Origin of the sequence: Citrobacter sp. Cb004 (genome assembly GCF_030337065.1) — a bacterium.
Taxonomy (GTDB): Bacteria; Pseudomonadota; Gammaproteobacteria; order Enterobacterales; family Enterobacteriaceae; genus Citrobacter; species Citrobacter braakii.
This window is the reverse complement of record NZ_JAOWCH010000044.1, coordinates 1-17,817: the sequence shown is the minus strand read 5'-3', so window position 1 is coordinate 17,817 and position 17,817 is coordinate 1. Positions and strand designations below refer to the sequence as shown.

Genomic DNA, 17,817 nt, shown 5'->3' with positions numbered 1-17,817 from the left:
ACTCCCATGAGGACTATCCGGCCAGAGGGGGCTGGCCGGACGTCACCGTTATTTTTGACCGAGGCCCAGTTTTTCGATGGTGACGGAGAAATCGCGCTGCTGCTCTTCAAGCAATGCCTGGAATTCAGCACGATCGAGCCAGACATAGTTGAGGCGCATTTTGGCTAACGCTTCCTTGAAAGAGGGTTCATCGGCAGTGGCGGCGATAGCGGTGGTCAGAAAATCGATCACGTTTAGCGGGGTTTTGCTGGAGATAACCAGCCCACGCCATGCGCCGATCGACAGATCGATGTTTTTTTCCTGAAGCGTGGGGACGTCAGGCATGTTGGCGTCACGTTGAGTGCTCATTACGGCCAGTGTTTTCAGCTTGCCATCCTCAACCTGATTGAGGACTTCCGCAGTGCTCACCGTGACGGCTTCAATGTGCCCGCCTAAAAGCGCGGTGACGGCTGGCGTCGCGCCATCGAAAGGAACGTGGTTGAAGGTCACACCGGTTTTATCTTCCAGCGACGCGGCTGCCAGGTGCCAGATTGCGCCCGTTCCTGAGTTGCCAACCCTGACCTGGCCCGGATTCTCTTTCGCCCAGGCGAGGAACTCTTCCAGCGTATTCCATGGTGCGTCGATTTTAACGGTCACGGCGCTGGGTTCCATATTGAACAGACCCAGTGGAGTAAAGTCCTCCGTTTTGAACTTCACCATTCCCAGAGAGGGCAGGATAGTCAGTTCGGCGGTGCCCATCGCCAGCTTGTAGCCGTTAGGGCGCGACGCAGCAAGCTCGCTAAAACCAATTGCGCCGCCTCCGCCAGGCTTATTAATGACGCCAACGCCGACCGGAAAGTGCGGTTTAGAGGCTTCAGCAAATGCGCGCGCCACCAGATCGGTGCCGCCGCCAGCGGCGAAGGGGACGATCAGCTCTATCTGGCGCGTAGGATAATCTGCCGCCTGAGTCGGGCTTGCCAGCAGTAATGAACTGGCGGCTAACAGCGAGGTTAATAATCCAGAGGTAAATTTTTGAATTTTCATAGTCAACTCCGTTTGGTTCTTTTTATGTATTAAGGGGCGAGGACGTTCTCCAGGCGGTCACGAAGTCAGCGGCGCGACAGGCCACTTGCTCTGCTGTCATACCTGGTTGGTAAAGCGCGCCGCCAAGGCCGAATCCACTGGCTCCGGCGGCGCGATAGTCGGATATTGCCTGCGGCGTGATTCCACCAACGGGCAGCAGCGGGATCGTCGCGGGGATCACGGCGCGCCACGCTTTCACCACGACGGGAGGGATCGCTTCAGCGGGAAACTGTTTCACCGCATCCGCTCCCTTCGCCAGCGCGCTGAAAGCCTCGCCTGGCGTCGCCGCCCCGGGGAGGCTTATCAATCCCGCGCGCTTTGTCTCTTCAATTAATACCGGATCGGTATGGGGAGAGATAATCAGCTGGCCGCCACTTTGCGCCACGTCATGCAGCTGAGTCACGGTCATCACCGTTCCAGCGCCCACCCAACAGTCCGAAGGTAAAATACGACGCAGACGTGAAATACTCAGCAAGGGTTCAGGCGAATTAAGCGGGACTTCGATGATGCGGAATCCCTGTTCATACAGGGCGGCTCCGACGGCTTCAACCTGTTCGGGCGGTATACCGCGCAGAATGGCAATCAGACCGGTTTGACGTAGCGTGGTGATAAAATCCATAGTCAGTTCCTGGTGTTGGTCGAGAAAAAGGTCAACGGGAAATCAGGCCACAAGACTGGCGTAACGCGCTACCTGCCACATTCCCTGTTCCGCCGCACCGGGAGCGATATACACCGGATTGCGGCATTCAAAAATCGCCATGGCGCGCTGGTAGCGCTGACACAACGGCTGCGAACCAATTAAGGTGATGTCGGTATCGGCGGAGATCCCATCCAGCGCGATGGCAAGCTCATTGCCCAGCAGGAGACCAGAGAGATAGTCCGGCTGTTGTTGCGGCGATAGCTGCTGACAAAGGAGCTGGGTACGCACCGAAAAGAGAGAGCCGAGCAAATTGCCTGGCTGCTGACGGGCGACGCGGATGCCTTCAGCAAAAGCCTGCCAGTCAGGAGCTTCAGGGGTCCGCATCGTCAGCCCCAGTATCGAATGGTGGCGCAGCACATCGTAAAGTTCCCCCGACATAAACGTACGCAGGCGGTCAATTTTCTCCTGCGTGACGCTCACCCATTTTGAATGTGTACCGGGCAGGGCAATCAGCGATTCTCTGCCGCTGGCCTGAACATCACGCAGGCGTTCATCACCCGCGATTGCGCCGAACACCTGGGTTTCTTCTCCACGCATCACTTCCGGCAAAAGGTTCGTTTGCTGAACGCCTGGAATGATATAGAAGCAGCGCTGGTCATCGACATCGACGCGGGTTAACTGCTCCGCCAACTGACGAGCATCGCAGGGCGCAGGCAAATAGGGCGCGGGCTGCCAGCCCTGGGCGCTGCCAATCATGCCGCTGGCAATAACCGGACAGGCGGGATCGGCTGCCAGCCAGTCTGCGCAGGCCAGGTCGAAGGCCAGACGAAAGCTCATCAGCCGATTGGGCGCGTCGGGTAATTTCATGATGCCGTGGGGAAGTTCCCGCCGTGCAGTCACGGTACCGTTTGCGGCTAAGCGGTAGGCGCGTAGCGCGCTGGTTCCCCAATCCAGGGCGATCAATGCAGTCATATCAGGATCCTTTTGCATGCGTAGAGACGAAGGGATAAATCAGAGAGGTTCGATGTGCCACCCAGCCCAGCTCTGCGGAAATGTCCTCAGCGTAACGTTTTACGATGCCGCTGAGCTCCTGCATGCGTTCATCCGGCATGTAGGGGGCGATGCTGGCGACAGAAATAGCGGCGACAACATGATTTCCGGCATCCCGAATCGGTGCCGCCACGCAGCGGATGGCGAGCTCGTTCTCTTCCAGATCCAGGGTGTAACCGCGCTCAGCGTAATGGTGCATGCTGCGAATAAAGGAACCGGCGTCCGCGCCGGGATTATGCAGTCGATAAAAGTGCTGCCATTCCGCCATCGTCGCGCCGAGCATCAGCGCTTTGCCAATGCCAGTCGAAAACAGCGGCATACGGTGCCCAACGCGCGAGCGCATCTCCAGCCCGCGGGTACCGGGAATTTTATCGATATACAACACGTCGCCTTGCTCGCGAATACCGAGATGGACGGTGTCCTGAGTGAGCTGAGCCAGCGCTTCGAGCAGCGGGCGGGCGGCGATGCGTAGCGGATAACCGGCAAGCGATGCGCCGCCCAGCTCAATCAGTCTTGGCCCGAGAAAATAGCCCCGGCTGGAAATTTGTCGCAAATATCGTTGAGCGACCAGGGCGCTGATCAGACGATGTGTTGTACTGCGCGGTGCGGAAATGTGCTGACTGATTGCGCGTAAATCATGATGTCCTGCGGCAACCGCTTCGATGGCAGCCAGTCCGCGCAGTAACGTTTGTACACCGTTCACAGTCGAAGGAGAGGAGGTCATGATAATTTCCGCCAGGTCGCTTATTTGATGGCGGTATATTTCCATAGTCAATTAACTGGAAATATGAATTCGCTCACACAATACCACATTATAAACTCGTGTTTCATATATAGGGATTATTAGGCTGAATAAAGCGATAGTAATCACAATTGAGGTTCAGGGTGAAATATATATTTTGGACTGTCGGTGATGCGTATTGAGTAGCTTCTCGTTCAGGCGAATGGCTGATTATTAATGGGCATCGCGCGCCGCATTAACTTCATCGTGAATTCACACCATAAGGGAAAAATTATGTCAGGATTTAATTTCGTTAATCCGGTTAATTTCTATTTTGGCCAGGGGAAACTGGCACAGGCGGGAACAATTACCGCGCAATACGGCAAAAAGGCGCTGATTATTGCTTCAGATAGTGCGAAGCCCACGGGGCAGCTGGCGGCGTTGGTTGATGTATTGACGCAGGCGGGCGTGACGTCCGTCTGTTTTGACCGTTTCATGCAGAACCCGCTTTCTACTCTTGTCGATGAAGGGGCTGCGTTCGCCCGTGAACAGCAATGCGATGTGATTGTCGGCATTGGCGGGGGAAGCGCGATGGATATGGCAAAAGGCATTGCCTTTATGGCCTGTAATAGCGGAGGAATTTGGGACTATGTATTTGGACAAACTCCGGCTGATTCGGCGCTACCGGTAGTGTTAATTCCGACTACCGCAGGCACGGGCAGCGAAGCGAATAAAACGGCGGTATTTACGAATCCACAAACCAATGACAAAAAAGGGCTGGTGAACCCGCTGATTTATCCGAAGGCGGCAATTATTGATCCTTTATTAATGCTGACGTTACCCCGGCGCGTTATTGCCGGTCCGGGGGCAGATGTTCTGTTTCATGCACTGGAGTCATTTATTTCGAAAAATGCCCATCCGATGAGTGAAATGCTTTCATTACAGGCGCTTGAGCTGATTGGCAAATATTTACCGCAGGTTTATGACGATGTCACCAATATTGAGGCGTGGGAAAAAGTCACTTTTGCCAGTTCGCTGGCGGGTATGGCGATTGATTGTGCCGGGACGACATTGCCCCATGCGTTGCAGCACCCGATGGGCGGGTTGCTTGATGTCGTACATGCCGAAGGCATTGCCGCCATTTACATGGCCTTTATGGAATTCACCTGGCAAAGCGCGCCGCAAAAATTCGCCGCTATCGCCAAAGCGCTTGGCGTGAATACCCTCAATATGACCGAAGAAGAAGCGGCGAGAAGCAGTATTGATGCGGTGCGTTCGCTGCTGGGCTACGTCAATATGCTGCCGTCGCTCAGCTCTCTGGGCGTTAAAGAGGAACATTTCGACTGGTTTATTGGCAATGCCACTACCACGATGCGTGTCGTGCTTGCGAATAATCCCCGCGTGCCTGACGCCGATGAGATTCGCGCCATTTATCAGCAAAGCCTCTAAACCCACGTCACCGCCTCAGGAGCAAGCTTATGATTATTATCATCGACAGCGGTTCAACCCAGACCCGGCTCTATTTGTTACGCGAAGAGGAGATCGTTGCTGAACATCTCCTCGCTGTTGGCGTTAATTCCGGGAAGGCCCGTTCTCAGGGGGATTTCAGAGACGCCATTGCCGCAGGGATAAGTGAACTGCTGCGCGCTAACCAATTGACGACTGGTGATGTGCGTTTTGCGATTGCCTCGGGAATGATCACCTCTAACCTCGGGCTGCTGGAGATACCGCATATCACCGCTCCGGTGAGCCTTGAGCAGCTTGTCTCCCGGGTGGTGAAGGTTAAAGATCCCGCAATACTGCCTCTGGATTTGGAGATCCGTTTTGTCCCTGGTATCAAAAATGCGCAGGCGGATCGTAGCTGGTCCAGCCTGCGGGATATCGACCTGATGCGCGGCGAAGAGACTCAGGCCGTGGGGCTGATGACGTCGCTTTACAGGAACCTGCCGCTGACGATGATCGAACTGGGTTCAACAACCAAGCTTATCCACATTGACGCGCAGGGAAGAATCGCCGGCAGTATTACCAGTCTGAGCGGGCAGGTTTATGCGGCGGTGAAAAAAGAGACGTTTATTGGCGCCAGTATGCTGGAAGAAGAGGATGACGATTTTTTCTCGGCGGACATCCTGCAATATGCCTGTGATAGCGTGCATCATGCGGGCCTTCTGCGCACGCTGCTGTTTACGCGTTTTATCGAGTTCTCGTTGCCGTGCACCGCAGTCGAAAGAACATTTTTTTGTCAGGCGGCGCTGGCGGCGGATGACATGAAACTTTTTGATGAGGCCGAGCGTTTAGGCTTTTCTCTGCAAGGCGACATTGTGCTGACAGGCAAGCGGCAGCGCTGCGAAATGTATCGTTCTTTATGGCGCAGCCGATATGGACTTGAGAACCCGGTCCATTTTATCTGTGATAAAGACGAGATCGCCCAGCTGGCGATCAAAGGGGCAGGGCATATTGCCCGTCAGATGACGTAACGCACCAGATAACAAAGCCTCGCAGGCAACGCGGGGCTTTGTGGTTTTTCACTGTTTCGCATACAGCACATAAGGACCGGATGTGTAAGAGATAACAATGATTTTATTGGGCAATTTCCTCAAGCCTGCAGGCACATCCAGGTCATCCTCAGGCCGCAGGCCATTCAGGCGCTTCGCGAAGTATGTCGCGGCCTTCTGGAGGATGGTCAGTTCATCAGCCTGCTCAGCGAGTTGAAGTCATTGAGACGATAGAGTTTTTCTTTAGGCTTGGCAGTGCGTATCAGTGAACCTAACGGGGCCTTGTTTGTTTATTATACCGTTATCGTACCCACTAAAAATGAAGATGGCAGAATGTTGTACTCATTCATGTACTCATTTTTGACTGTCTCGTTACGAGACAGATGCAAACTCTCTGAAACGAAAAATCCACGCAATTGCGTGGATTTTATAGGTTTTTGTGATGCTCATGAGATTCAATGAAACCTCATGAGGCAACAAATTTTATTTAGACTTATAAAGGTAATACCTACTACAACAAGCCTTAGTTACATTTATCGTCGGCTTCGTACGACCAAGTTTGAAATCACTACTGAATCGATGATGGAACAGGAGATGTTAACAACCGCTTTTTTGGTCAGCTACGCACGTTTGTTCGCCAAAAGCAATGGCACTTGCGTTCTCCAGCGGAATGATCTCCCTGTCCACCTACGGGCTGTTCATGATGAGCTGTATAAAATTCGCAACGAACGTTATGCTCATAACTGAGGTCATAACCCCCTACAGCGGCCTCGTCGGCTTACTGGTTTTAGCGCTATTACCTTCTATAATCTCTCTTTTGCGGTAGATAACTATTGCAGGGATCGTTTGGATGAGCAACATGCGTATAATATGGCTTGCCATCACAAAACTCGCATTCGCGTTAAGCGCCAGTGCCGCAAAGGACATTGATTCCACGCTCCCGGGAACCCAGGAGAGCATCAATACATAAAATGGATAATCCAGAAGATGCGCCGCTGTAAATGCCATCATGACCGTCACACCCAGTCCAATAGCAATGAGCTGTATTGAAGACCAAAGATGACGCAAAAATGCAGTCAACGTAAACGCAATAAAATGATGCCCCAGTAATATGCCCATCAGGATCATACTGAACTGATTGAAAATATCGGGAAAAAACACAGTCTGAGATGACAAAGGGTGCAGGAGTGCTGCACAAAGCAACGGCGTGATCATAAAGGGCGCAGGAAAGTGGAAGCGTTCAAGGCATTTGCCCAACACATAGCCCGCAAAGACAATACCCAATAGCCAGAGCACATTAGTCGTTGCAAACAATACAGGCGGCATGGCCATATGGGTTTGCGCACCGCCGGTAATATATCCGGCAAATAAGGTCAATGTGATGAGCCGTAGCGAGTGCGAAATGATAATTTTTTGCGGCGGCGTTTTAACATGGGACGCTAGCGCTAATACCGCTGCCATTGCCCCCGGAACGGCGCCCAATAACGCCTCTTCCTTACTCCAGCGTAATCGGTGAATACACCACAAGTAGCATGCGGTGAATTGCAGGGATAAGCATACTAATAACAACACCAGTAAAAATGCGATATTTCCTTGCGCCCCAAAAGAAAAATCGCGAAATAAAAGACCAATTGACGTACCAAGAGAGAGTTGAATCACCGTCAGGCTGCCCGGCAGTACTGGCACAGAAAGACCGGTACGTTTTAACACCAGCACGGTAATAAGGGGGCCAAACATCATACCTAACGGAACGTTGCAATAGGTAAAACCCAACCCAGCCAGGATACAAAGAGCAAAACCTAACAATAATTTCATACACCTTTCTCCTGGCTACCGGGAGTGTTAAATACTCAGTGAACGGTTTCGTTAACCCAAAGGGTATTTTCAGCAACCCATTGGGTCAATGCATCAAGACGTTCGTGTATTTCCCGGCTGGACTCCGCTTGAACAATAGCACTCACGATCTCGCCATTTGTTAATTTCATCGCGTCATATTGGCGGCCGACGACACCTGTTGCCCGATATTTAACCACAAAAGGCAATGGACATTTTTCCGCAATAGAGAGGAGCGTGCCCTGTGCAGGCGGCACATTTAATTGGCCAACCCGTAAAACGGGTTGTCTTTGCGATAAATCCTGCGGATAGATTTCGCATAAACTGGCTTTAAGCCAGGTCATTCGAGGATCAAGGCCAAAAGCGGCCCCTAATTCTTCATTGACAAAGCAGCCACCTAATCGGCAAGCAAGCTCGCCAAAAATAATGTTGTTATCTTTATCAACAAAAACTTCAAGGTGAAGCAATGCGTTTTCTTCCGTTGGAAAAACCTCTTCAGCAAGATATTTGGTGTAGGCAATCAGTTTACGATGCAGCGGCGTGTCATCTTCCATAACCAGACCTAATGTTTTCCCGGATAGAAAATCCAGGCAGGAGACGGTTGCACGAGATGCAGAAACAAATATCGCCTTTCCTTTTAAATACAACGCATTAATTTGATAAGCTTCGCCTTCGATAAATTTTTCAATGAGCAGATTGTGATACTCTGGCGGCTTAACCTGCGCCAGATATTTATAAAGCTGGCCTTCATTTTTAAGAACCACCACGCCCTGTGATCCACGCCCATCATTAGGTTTGATGACGCAGGGATATCCCTGTTCGGCAATGAATCGCGCCATCGCAGTCGCACTGTCGACGCGTGCCATAGCAGGAACCGGTAACTGATGAGACTGAACAAGCGATTTCATCATAAATTTATCACGGAAGAACATGGCCTTTTTTTCACGGTCGTGTGTCAAACCCAGACGATCGCTGATTCGCGCGGCCCTCAGAACATCGATTTCGGCGAGGTAAAAGATACGCGTTGCTTTATTGTCCTGGGCGTAGTGGTAAATATCCATTTCCACGAAGGGATTATCATTAAAGTTTTCATAAAAAAGGAAAGAAAAACCTGCCCCCATATGATCAAGAATATTATCGATCTGGCTTGCGCACGTTGCAATCAGAACCGGGGCCACTGATTGCAATGACTGCCACTCTTCACGTGAGTGCTGAAAAATAATTTTTGGTGGACACAGCAAGATATTCATTGTTTTTCTCATTCAATATCAAATGTAATGACAAATACATCCCGATAACCTTTTCCTGGCAACAAAGGAACCACTGCCGCGGTATAATGCTGATAATTCACATCATTGAATATTACTGCATCGCCCGCATGCAGTTTGAACGTAGAGGCATCATTGCCCCCATCATGATTAGGAATAAGCGTGGTTTCTCCACCAGTCACATTCTCAATTTCGCTGCAATAGATTGCAATATACTTAAAACCATCTTTATGAATACCCTCTGGAGCGGGATATCCAGGCCTTCGGTCATCTGTCGTTATTCTTATTTGATGAATGCCAATATTGTAAGTCGTGTCTGGAAGCAATGGCAAAAGCTTACGAAACACCAGATTCATCACTTCTTCAGCAACGACTTGTTTTATTTCTGGGTATTTTCTTGCAATACCGCCAGCGTAATTGTTCAGTTTTTCCGCTTGAAAAAACTCACCCACTGCGCACAGATCAAAATACTTTTCACGTCCGGCCCTGGCCTGCATGTAACTTCTGAACCGAAAAATACCATCTTCAGCCTTAAGCCATGGATCGGGTAGTAATTCATCAAAACTATTTTTGACTTTCGCTGAAATCTTCCCCAGTCGAATATGATGATAGGCGTGCATAGATAACGTCCTTAATACGGTAGTTTGAGCAGTCTACTTATAAGATATGAAATGCATATCCAACAATAAATAATATTGCAGACTCTTTTATACTGATAATCTATGGGCAAAAGTAAGGAGGCAGGCTCCTTACTTTTTAAATCACTCTACTTGTTTTTTTTACGTAACTCCGTCACTGGCACGCCACCAATTCCCCAGTTATCAGTCTCCACTTCATCAATGACCACGATGGTTGTGCTGGGGTTTTTATTCAGGACATCAACCAATAGTTGTGTCACTCCCTCCATTAATTTTTTCTTTTGCTGATCGGTAGCACCTTCATTAGTAATTTTAATATTTACGTAGGGCATATGAACTCCTTTTATTAGATAATTTTTGACATTGCACCAAGATAAACAAGTGCAAAGAGATTAAACGATAGAACATAACCGTAGTGCATTTTAAAACTGGTGTTACTGGGTGATACATTCAGACTGTTTGCGGCGAAAATAGCATTGATCGATACGGGAGAAATAAGCTGAGTTGCAATAAATAAGCAAATCCATATCTGATAATCAACCATCCCCCCCGTAAGATAATCAGAAAATATCGACCATGCGATACTAAAGATAATCAGTGGATGGATACCTAATAAACCAAAAAGCGGTACGATGAACAAAATAATCGCGTAGATCTGCAACGTTGTCAGCCCGCCAACATAAGCAGTGATACCCTCAGGTACATGGGAAAAAAGCAGCCAACAAACTGAGGTCAACACACTACAGCTTAAAAGCAACAATACCTCACCGGATATATTCTGTGCAGATTCAGTTAATTGCTCAGCCCAGGGTTTATCCTTTTTAACCAGATGATCGACAACAAAGAGCACGACTGCTGTAAAGGCAATACTTTGCAGTGAATTAAGATTCAGTACCGTTAATGAAAAAATGAATACTCCCCAGAACAGACCTACACATAGCAGGATATACCGCATCCCATCACGGCTGGGTGTCACCGTCTCGTTTTCAGCGATTACCGTCACTTTTGCGCTTTGGTTGAACAAGATACTGAATAAAAAGAGAGGGATACCCACCAGCATCGCCTTAAGATGCGGTACGTCAGGCATTGCCGCCCAAACGGCAGCAGCGCCGATGGTGGTTGGCATCAGTACCATCGTAATGCATACGGTGCGCGTAATAATCTTTGCCAGGTTGAATCTTGGCCCAATAACTGACTTGAGGCCATCGAGCAGCAATGATATTGCCCCCAGACTCATTGGCCATGTTAAGAACGCCGTCAATAACGTAACCCCAAAAGTCATGTTCGATGTTTTTCTACGCGAAAAATATCCTCCCAGAACAGCTGTAAAATTAAGAGAGGCCATGACTTGTCGTAATAAGGCAATACCAACAAGCAGTAAAATCACATCAAAATATCGCGAAAAAATTGCAGGGAGCACAATGCCTTTCAGGTTGTTTGTAGCAAGAAGAAACATCATCGAGCAGAGAAAAATAATCACACCACTTCTGGCGGATGATTTTTTTGACCAGAAAGCAAATGTCGATGCGAAGTAGAGCACGGCGGTAACTCCCGCAATAGCCGACATCGCCGCATGTTTATCCGTCAACGCACAAGCGAACAGAAATACCAGCAATGATGTTATCGCTAACGCAGGTTGCAATGATTGCCACGCCTTGCCACGGGCCTGGATTTGCTCAGTCTGCATTTATCGCTACCTCTGGCTGTGCCTGCCGCACCATCATTTGATGATACATATCTGCGACACAACGGCCTGCATCAACCAGGAATCTTGAATTAACCAGCGGACGTGGCAGGACGTAGGTGTAAAAATTCGCGCCTTCCGCAGGATTGCCCAGCACCCAAAAAGCCGTCTGCGCTTCCCCCATGCGATTAATAGGATGCTGGCATTGATCGATATCCAGCCCACCCGGGTGATACCCCTCATTCATAAATGGACGAACAATACCATTGGCTGTCATATTTCTGATTAACGGTGAAGCGTCCTGTAGTGGCGAAAAACTGGCAATTTTCGCCTTGATTAAAACATCAGCCTGAATCTCAGTACTCTCTTCTTTAAAAGGTGAGTGAACTTCGAATTTTCCTTCGCAGTCGTTCAATACTAACCTTGAATCTTTACCACCGGCCAGACTCACCACATTCGCTTCCATTAATGCTAATAGTTGTTCATTTCTTAACTTCGGCGGGCCAACGGCAATGCGGTTAAAAATAGGATTAAAATGCTCAAGGAAATACTGATGTGACCGCGATTCAAGCCCTGAATTATCAATCGCTTCTCGTAAAATATCCCTGACATCACGAATAATGTCTGTCGCCGCTTTGATCGGGCCATGGACATTGCCCTCCTCAGACTCCTGGAGATCTTTACGCAGGAAATACATAAACCATTGAGTATAATCCTTTAAACTCAGATGTTCCTGCGATTGATGTGGATAAAGTACACTGTCAATTACCGCGATGTCTTCAGCGCTCGGTTCATAAGAGCCAGCATCTAACCACTGCCCATTTAGGGTTGAACGATAGGCATAACACATTTCTTTATGCAGTAAGGGGAAAACTTGTTCAAGAAAATCGATTTTTGAAGATCCTTTCTCAAACACATTTTTCAACCGCAATTCTCTGATAGCCATTGCCGTTAAGAAGCGTGGGGAGTACTGCCCAGAAACGCCTTTTTGATTCGCGCCGCGACTGCTAAAAGGTAGAGCCTTACGTGAATAGATAAAAATACCCGGTTCTTTTCCGGAAGGATGATAGCGAAGCTCACCCTCTTCCCGGCTAAATTTTCCACCCCTGCCGATAGTGAGTTGCGAAATGACATCATAGGCAGTCAGACCAATACCCTGAACAATCACATTTGATTCCGCTGTTATTTTATTCAAATTATTTATTGGATAAGGAGTCGAATAGTAGTCCAGGCGTTCATTTTTCTTATAATTATTGGCAATAAATCGTTCAACAAGATGATCGTCAAACGTTTTGGCGTTGTCGCTGTGACCAGTGGTTAAATAGACGTAATCGGCCACCACACGCTGACTGTCTTCCAAGACAATAATAGACTTCGCATCGTCCTGAATCAGAATGTTGTTGGCCTGCTGATTTATCTGTGTAACCGAGATATTGTCAGGCAAACTTTTGATAATTTCGTGATAAAACCAATTTAAGTATTCACCTAATAATCGACGAGGTAAATAATCGTTGGCGTCAATTGGTTTGCCAGCCACGTCTTTTAAATAACGGTCATCAACATTTTTATAGCCCTGCTCATTAGCCCACTGATGAAAACATGGCCCTGAACGGAAAGATCCGGCATTTTTTACCGTCGCATCACCAAATAATGTTATCTGGCAAGCAACGGTGTTAACCAATAAATGGTCGGGCTGCGATAAACTGTGCGCACCTACACCCATCGCATTTTTATCAACGATAACAATATTAATATGTTCATTCTGTTTACGTTGTGCATGCTGAGCACAAATCCTTTCCAGAATACTAAGCCCCCGAGGCCCCATTCCTATAATAGCAACGGTTGTCTTTCTCATTCTTTGCTCCAACTTTGAGAGTATTTAACTTTGCTGTGTTGAACATAGCTAATCCCTGCTGCGATAAATAACGCACAAGCGCCAGATAATATTGAAATAGTCATCCCGTTTTTATTGTTCTGAAACGCACTCACGATTAATGGCCCGGCAATTTGCCCAATGCCATATGTTAACGTCACCAGACCCAGAAGATTAATTTTCTGTGGTGCAGAAATCTTTTTCGCGAGTGGCATAACGAGAGAACTGGTTCCCATGAAAGTTGCACCAAAGCCAATACAACTCAAGGTCAATAAAAGCGGGGAATGGATAAACGAGGCCATCACAACGCAGCTCGCCTGCACAATTAAGTTAACACTCAGGCAGGACAATATGCTCCACTTGCGTGCAGCCCATAACCAACCATAGCATCCTGGGATAACGGCAAGGCCAACAATAGACCAGATATGGTTGGCCAGAAATTCATTACCCACTCCCCGGGCCATTAAAGGGAGATAAGTAGCTACAATGATATAACCGAAGCCTGCCAGTCCATATAACAATGCTAAATTCCACCACTGGATGTTCGGCTCGGATGACGAAGCTTTTTTCTGAGGAGGTAGAACGTGTTTATTTGCAGGCAGCAAGATAATCAGCGCGATGAAGAGTACAGCTGAAATGATTGACGCGCCGATCCATAGTAGCTTTGCATTTAATGCATATGCGATACCGGCTATAACATATTCATTGCCTATAAAAATACCCACCCCGACGCCGGCAAACAAAGAAGCAATGACAAACGGATTATGGGTATGCTGTAGCATAAGCATCGACCCGAATATCATCATGCCTGCGCTGGCAACACCGGCGATAAATCGAATAACAATTACTATATCAGGGTGCGTGACTACTGCCATCGCAAAAATAAGCAGGCCGGTGACTAATGCAGCACAAATTAACATCGTTTTGATATTCTTCAGGCCACCAAAAATACCAAACGAGAACAGGAGGCTGCCAACCAGGTATCCGGCGTAATTCGCGCTTGCGATTAACGATAATTGCGAAAAATTAAAAATGCCTTCATGCAACATGACCGGCAGCATCGGAGTATATAAAAACCGACCAATTCCCATCCCCAGCGTTAAAACAATCATACCGAAGACAGCCGTGCTCAACTGGCGATGGCCAATAACATTGTGATCAAGATCCATTTTTCAGGCTCAATATGTCAATCAGATTTGATTGTTATGTTACATAAAGAAATGATAATAAAAAGTTAATAAAAATGACGAAAACCTTCACTTTGAGTGACAGACACGATGAACAGTACCTCATTAAATTTGTTTAAAACCGTCGCGGAAACCGGCTCTATCACCGCAGCAGCCCGTAATCTGCACTGCGTTTCTTCAAACGTCACGACGCGGCTCAAGCAACTGGAGTCCAGCCTGGATGTTTCGTTGTTTGTTCGCGAGAAGAATCGTCTTCACATCACCCCTGAAGGTGAACTGCTTCTGCGTTACGCTAACAAAATCCTCGCGCTTTTAGACGAAGCCGAGTTGTCTATGCAGGGAACGAAAGTGGCTGGCCCTCTGCGCATTGGCGCAATGGAAACCACTGCCGCCGTCCGACTTCCTGCTTTGCTGGCAAACTTCCACCGTGAAATGCCCTCCGTAGAATTAAACTTAAAAACGTCACCGACAGATGTGTTAGTTCGTCAGATCCAGAATAGTGAACTTGAAATTGCCTTCGTCGCTGACCACAAGGCGTTGCACGTAGACAATTCAAGGCTACAAACGCAGGTGCTGTGTCAGGAAACCCTGGTTCTGGTTACGGCCGCAGAGCATGGTGATGTCGTGACGGGAGCCGATCTGGAGGTGACAAGGCCGCTCGTCTTTGTGAAAGGATGTAATTATCGTTCCCGGCTTGGGCAATGGTTGCGGCTACAAAATGTCGATTATGACGACCCGCTGGAGTTTGGTTCTTTTCAGGCAATACTTGGTTGCGTAAGTGCCGGAATGGGCATTGCATTATTGCCTGCGAGCGTCGTCAAACAGTATGAAACGAGCTTCCCCATACGGTGCCACTCTATTACTCCTCACATTGGTAATGTCAATACTATGATGATATGGCTTAAAAATCGTGAGGTTAGCCGGGTATTGAATTGCTTTGTTTCCTTTGTTTCATCCCACTGAGGTATTCCACAACCATATTGTGCCGTTAGGGCTTTTGGGCTGGTAAATACTCTATATGGATCTATTATCGATGCAGGCTTTCAGTTTCAGGATTGACTAATGCAATTTAATAGAGTTGCTGAAGATTTCTTTCCTGGGATTGGTCAAGAAATTTGACCACTGTTTTGTAGTAAGAACGGCATCTGCTCTCTGATTCGTTCGTTGCCAGTCTGCCATTGGCGCAGGGCTGCTGTTGCAGCCCTGACAACCTTAGACTTCAATCGATTCAGAGATCTCTAACGTATCATCGACTTCAATGCCCAGATAACGGACTGTGCTTTCCAGTTTCCTATGGCCCAACAGAAGTTGGATCACCCGAAGATTCTTGGTTTTCTTGTAGATCAGGTAAGGTTTTGTTCTTCTCATGGAGTGTGTGCTGTAAAGCGAAGCTTCGAGACCAAGCTTTTCTACCCACCCATGAAAAATTCGGCTGTATTGCCGGGTTGATATGTGCCGGTTAGTTCCGATCCGAGACCGAAACAAGAAGTCTTTACTGTGCAAATTGCCAAGCTTTATCAATGCAGCAACAGCTTATCTTGTCCCTTTGGTTATCTCAAATTGCACAGGGCTACCGGTTTTCTGTTGCAGCACCGTAGCTCTGCTTGAAACCGAGCTACCATATGCAACATCAGATACTTTGAGGTTCACCAGATCACAGCCTCGTAGCTTACTGTCTAAGGCCATGTTGAACAGAGCTAAATCACGCGTTTTACCTTCCAGTTCAAGCCGGATTCGGATCCCCCAGATATGAGATATCTGAAGTGGTCTTTTTTGGCCTATGATACGGTCTTTGTTCCACGGTGACATGTTCATACTCAAATCTCCTGCAATGTTGGAGATTTGAGTATGGTTGTCCCTTATGAGCGAGGTATAGTCATTCGCACCCTGAGAATTACACTTTGAAGTGATTCAGGGTATGCGCTTACTGGTTACGAATATTGAGCGAGAATCATGCGATGATCGCCGCTTTTCTTTCGAGCCAGTAGGTGCTCCACGTTCGCTAACGAATACTCAGGGCATGCAGATAACTGCTGGCTATATTTCTTTCGAAGAGCGTGGAATGCATACCAATCCCCGATAAAAAGGAGTTGGTGATGACTGAGACTAATCAATTTGCTGCGCACGTTGGTCTGGACTGGGCAGATAAAAAGCACGATGTCTGTGTTCAGTTTAAAAACGGTGAACGCACATTCCATGTGATTGAACATACGCCGGAAGCGCTTGATGTCTGGCTTACCGAGTTACACCAGAAGGTAAAAGGCAGGATCGCTATCGCCGTTGAGCTGAAGAAAGGTCCCGTGGTGTATGCTCTTCAGAAATATCCATTTATCACCGTTTTCCCCGTCCACGCTTTGTCTCTGGCTCGTTACCGGCAAGCCTTCTCGCCCAGCGGTGCTAAAGATGACCCGCAGGATGCCGAGCTGGCATTAGAGTTAATGCTGCGTTATCCCCAAAAGATAAAAGCCATTGAACCCGACAATGCCGATATCCGGTTACTCCAGCAACTGGTTGAGCAGCGTCGTCAGTTGGTTGAAGATAAGCGCCGTTTTGTGAACCGGCTAATCAACACACTCAAACAGTATTATCCTCAGCCCCTGGAGTGGTTCTCACATCGGGGTAGCTTGCTATTGTGTGAACTGATTATGCGATGGCCCAGTCTGCAACAACTAAAACGAGCCAGGCGAGACACGATCCGCAACTTTCTCAATGCCAAAGGTGGCCGCGCAATGGCCCTTACCGAGCAGCGTGTTGTGAGTATTGATAACGCCATTCCGTTGACGACAGACCCGAGTGTTATAGAGGCTAATGCTTTGATGGCAACAGCACTGGCGACACAAATTAAAGTCGTGAGTGAAATCATCAAAACCTATGACGAACGAATCGAAACGCTGTTTGACACATTGCCAGATTCGGGGCTGTTCAAATCACTTCCGGGCATGGGGCCGTGTTTGGGACCACGAATGCTTGCTGCACTTGGTGATAACCGTGACCGGTTTAACAGCGCTGAAGAAATTCAAAACTACGCAGGTATTGCACCGGTGACAGAACGAAGTGGCCAGAAATCCTGGGTTCACTGGCGATGGCAGTGTGCCAAGTTCGTCCGGCAAACCTTTGTTGAATGGGCTGCCAAGACGGTTAACTCATCATACTGGGCCAGACTTTATTATCGGGGACTGCGAGAAAAAGGAAAATCTCACCAGTCTGCAATCCGGGCTCTGGCCTTCAAATGGATAAGGATCATTTACCGCTGCTGGAAGACCAAGACCCAGTACGATGAAGCGAAGTATTTGCTGGCACTGGAAGCGCGAAAGTCGCCCTTACTGAAGCCATAAAAAAGCTTGTCGAATGTCTCAGGGCGTGAAGCGG

15 protein-coding genes and 1 pseudogene are annotated in these 17,817 nt (G+C 48.4%); 4 read left to right on the top strand and 12 right to left on the bottom strand.

Annotation, left to right across the window (positions count from 1 at the left end; genetic code table 11):
• Nucleotides 1-48: 48 nt before the first annotated feature.
• The 4 genes from OGV65_RS04700 to OGV65_RS04685 are packed head-to-tail and all read right to left on the bottom strand — an operon-like array spanning nucleotide 49 to nucleotide 3,476.
• Nucleotides 49-1,023: a Bug family tripartite tricarboxylate transporter substrate binding protein gene (locus OGV65_RS04700; RefSeq protein WP_279265723.1), complete on the bottom strand. Its 975-nt coding sequence runs from the start codon at nucleotides 1,021-1,023 to the stop codon at nucleotides 49-51.
• 22 nt (nucleotides 1,024-1,045) lie between these two features.
• Nucleotides 1,046-1,681, bottom strand: a complete 636-nt coding sequence (locus tag OGV65_RS04695) for a 2-dehydro-3-deoxy-6-phosphogalactonate aldolase (protein ID WP_279265724.1) — start codon at nucleotides 1,679-1,681, stop codon at nucleotides 1,046-1,048.
• Between the two features lie 42 nt (nucleotides 1,682-1,723).
• Complete coding sequence (locus tag OGV65_RS04690; protein WP_286454662.1) at nucleotides 1,724-2,674, bottom strand: 2-dehydro-3-deoxygalactonokinase; 951 nt, start codon at nucleotides 2,672-2,674, stop codon at nucleotides 1,724-1,726.
• A gap of 1 nt (nucleotide 2,675) precedes the next feature.
• Entirely contained in the window at nucleotides 2,676-3,476 is an 801-nt protein-coding gene (locus OGV65_RS04685) for an IclR family transcriptional regulator (protein WP_016153306.1), read from the bottom strand.
• A gap of 291 nt (nucleotides 3,477-3,767) precedes the next feature.
• On the opposite strand from OGV65_RS04685, the gene OGV65_RS04680 reads away from it, so the two are divergent.
• Nucleotides 3,768-4,922: an iron-containing alcohol dehydrogenase gene (locus OGV65_RS04680; RefSeq protein WP_279265726.1), complete on the top strand. Its 1,155-nt coding sequence runs from the start codon at nucleotides 3,768-3,770 to the stop codon at nucleotides 4,920-4,922.
• A 29-nt stretch (nucleotides 4,923-4,951) separates the two neighbouring features.
• On the top strand, nucleotides 4,952-5,947 hold the full coding sequence (locus OGV65_RS04675; protein ID WP_286454661.1) for a 2-dehydro-3-deoxygalactonokinase: 996 nt from the start codon (nucleotides 4,952-4,954) through the stop codon (nucleotides 5,945-5,947).
• A 777-nt stretch (nucleotides 5,948-6,724) separates the two neighbouring features.
• On the opposite strand, the gene OGV65_RS04670 is transcribed toward OGV65_RS04675, so the two are convergent.
• The 7 genes from OGV65_RS04670 to OGV65_RS04640 all read right to left on the bottom strand — a co-directional run bounded on the left by OGV65_RS04670 (nucleotide 6,725) and on the right by OGV65_RS04640 (nucleotide 14,430).
• Entirely contained in the window at nucleotides 6,725-7,780 is a 1,056-nt protein-coding gene (locus OGV65_RS04670) for an AbrB family transcriptional regulator (protein WP_286454660.1), read from the bottom strand.
• A 35-nt stretch (nucleotides 7,781-7,815) separates the two neighbouring features.
• On the bottom strand, nucleotides 7,816-9,048 hold the full coding sequence (locus OGV65_RS04665; protein ID WP_279265728.1) for an ATP-grasp domain-containing protein: 1,233 nt from the start codon (nucleotides 9,046-9,048) through the stop codon (nucleotides 7,816-7,818).
• A gap of 8 nt (nucleotides 9,049-9,056) precedes the next feature.
• Nucleotides 9,057-9,686, bottom strand: coding sequence for a 2OG-Fe dioxygenase family protein (locus OGV65_RS04660; RefSeq protein ID WP_286454659.1), 630 nt, complete (start codon nucleotides 9,684-9,686; stop codon nucleotides 9,057-9,059).
• A 146-nt stretch (nucleotides 9,687-9,832) separates the two neighbouring features.
• Nucleotides 9,833-10,036, bottom strand: coding sequence for a tautomerase family protein (locus OGV65_RS04655; RefSeq protein ID WP_114683069.1), 204 nt, complete (start codon nucleotides 10,034-10,036; stop codon nucleotides 9,833-9,835).
• A 14-nt stretch (nucleotides 10,037-10,050) separates the two neighbouring features.
• The gene (locus OGV65_RS04650; protein WP_047417697.1) at nucleotides 10,051-11,391 is read right to left on the bottom strand and encodes a hypothetical protein; all 1,341 of its coding nucleotides are present in this window, start codon (nucleotides 11,389-11,391) and stop codon (nucleotides 10,051-10,053) included.
• Nucleotides 11,381-13,243: an FAD/NAD(P)-binding protein gene (locus OGV65_RS04645; protein ID WP_200080002.1), complete on the bottom strand. Its 1,863-nt coding sequence runs from the start codon at nucleotides 13,241-13,243 to the stop codon at nucleotides 11,381-11,383. Before OGV65_RS04645 ends, OGV65_RS04650 begins: the two co-directional genes overlap by 11 nt.
• On the bottom strand, nucleotides 13,240-14,430 hold the full coding sequence (locus OGV65_RS04640) for an MFS transporter (RefSeq protein WP_141875238.1): 1,191 nt from the start codon (nucleotides 14,428-14,430) through the stop codon (nucleotides 13,240-13,242). Before OGV65_RS04640 ends, OGV65_RS04645 begins: the two co-directional genes overlap by 4 nt.
• Before the next feature lie 108 nt (nucleotides 14,431-14,538).
• Between OGV65_RS04640 and OGV65_RS04635 the strand changes: the two genes are divergently transcribed.
• Complete coding sequence (locus OGV65_RS04635) at nucleotides 14,539-15,411, top strand: LysR family transcriptional regulator (RefSeq protein WP_279265730.1); 873 nt, start codon at nucleotides 14,539-14,541, stop codon at nucleotides 15,409-15,411.
• Nucleotides 15,412-15,660: 249 nt separating this feature from the next.
• Here OGV65_RS04635 and OGV65_RS04630 read toward each other — a convergent pair.
• Nucleotides 15,661-16,263, bottom strand: a pseudogene (locus OGV65_RS04630) (site-specific integrase).
• A gap of 281 nt (nucleotides 16,264-16,544) precedes the next feature.
• On the opposite strand from OGV65_RS04630, the gene OGV65_RS04625 reads away from it, so the two are divergent.
• Nucleotides 16,545-17,783, top strand: a complete 1,239-nt coding sequence (locus OGV65_RS04625) for an IS110 family RNA-guided transposase (RefSeq protein ID WP_012291449.1) — start codon at nucleotides 16,545-16,547, stop codon at nucleotides 17,781-17,783.
• Nucleotides 17,784-17,817: the final 34 nt, after the last annotated feature.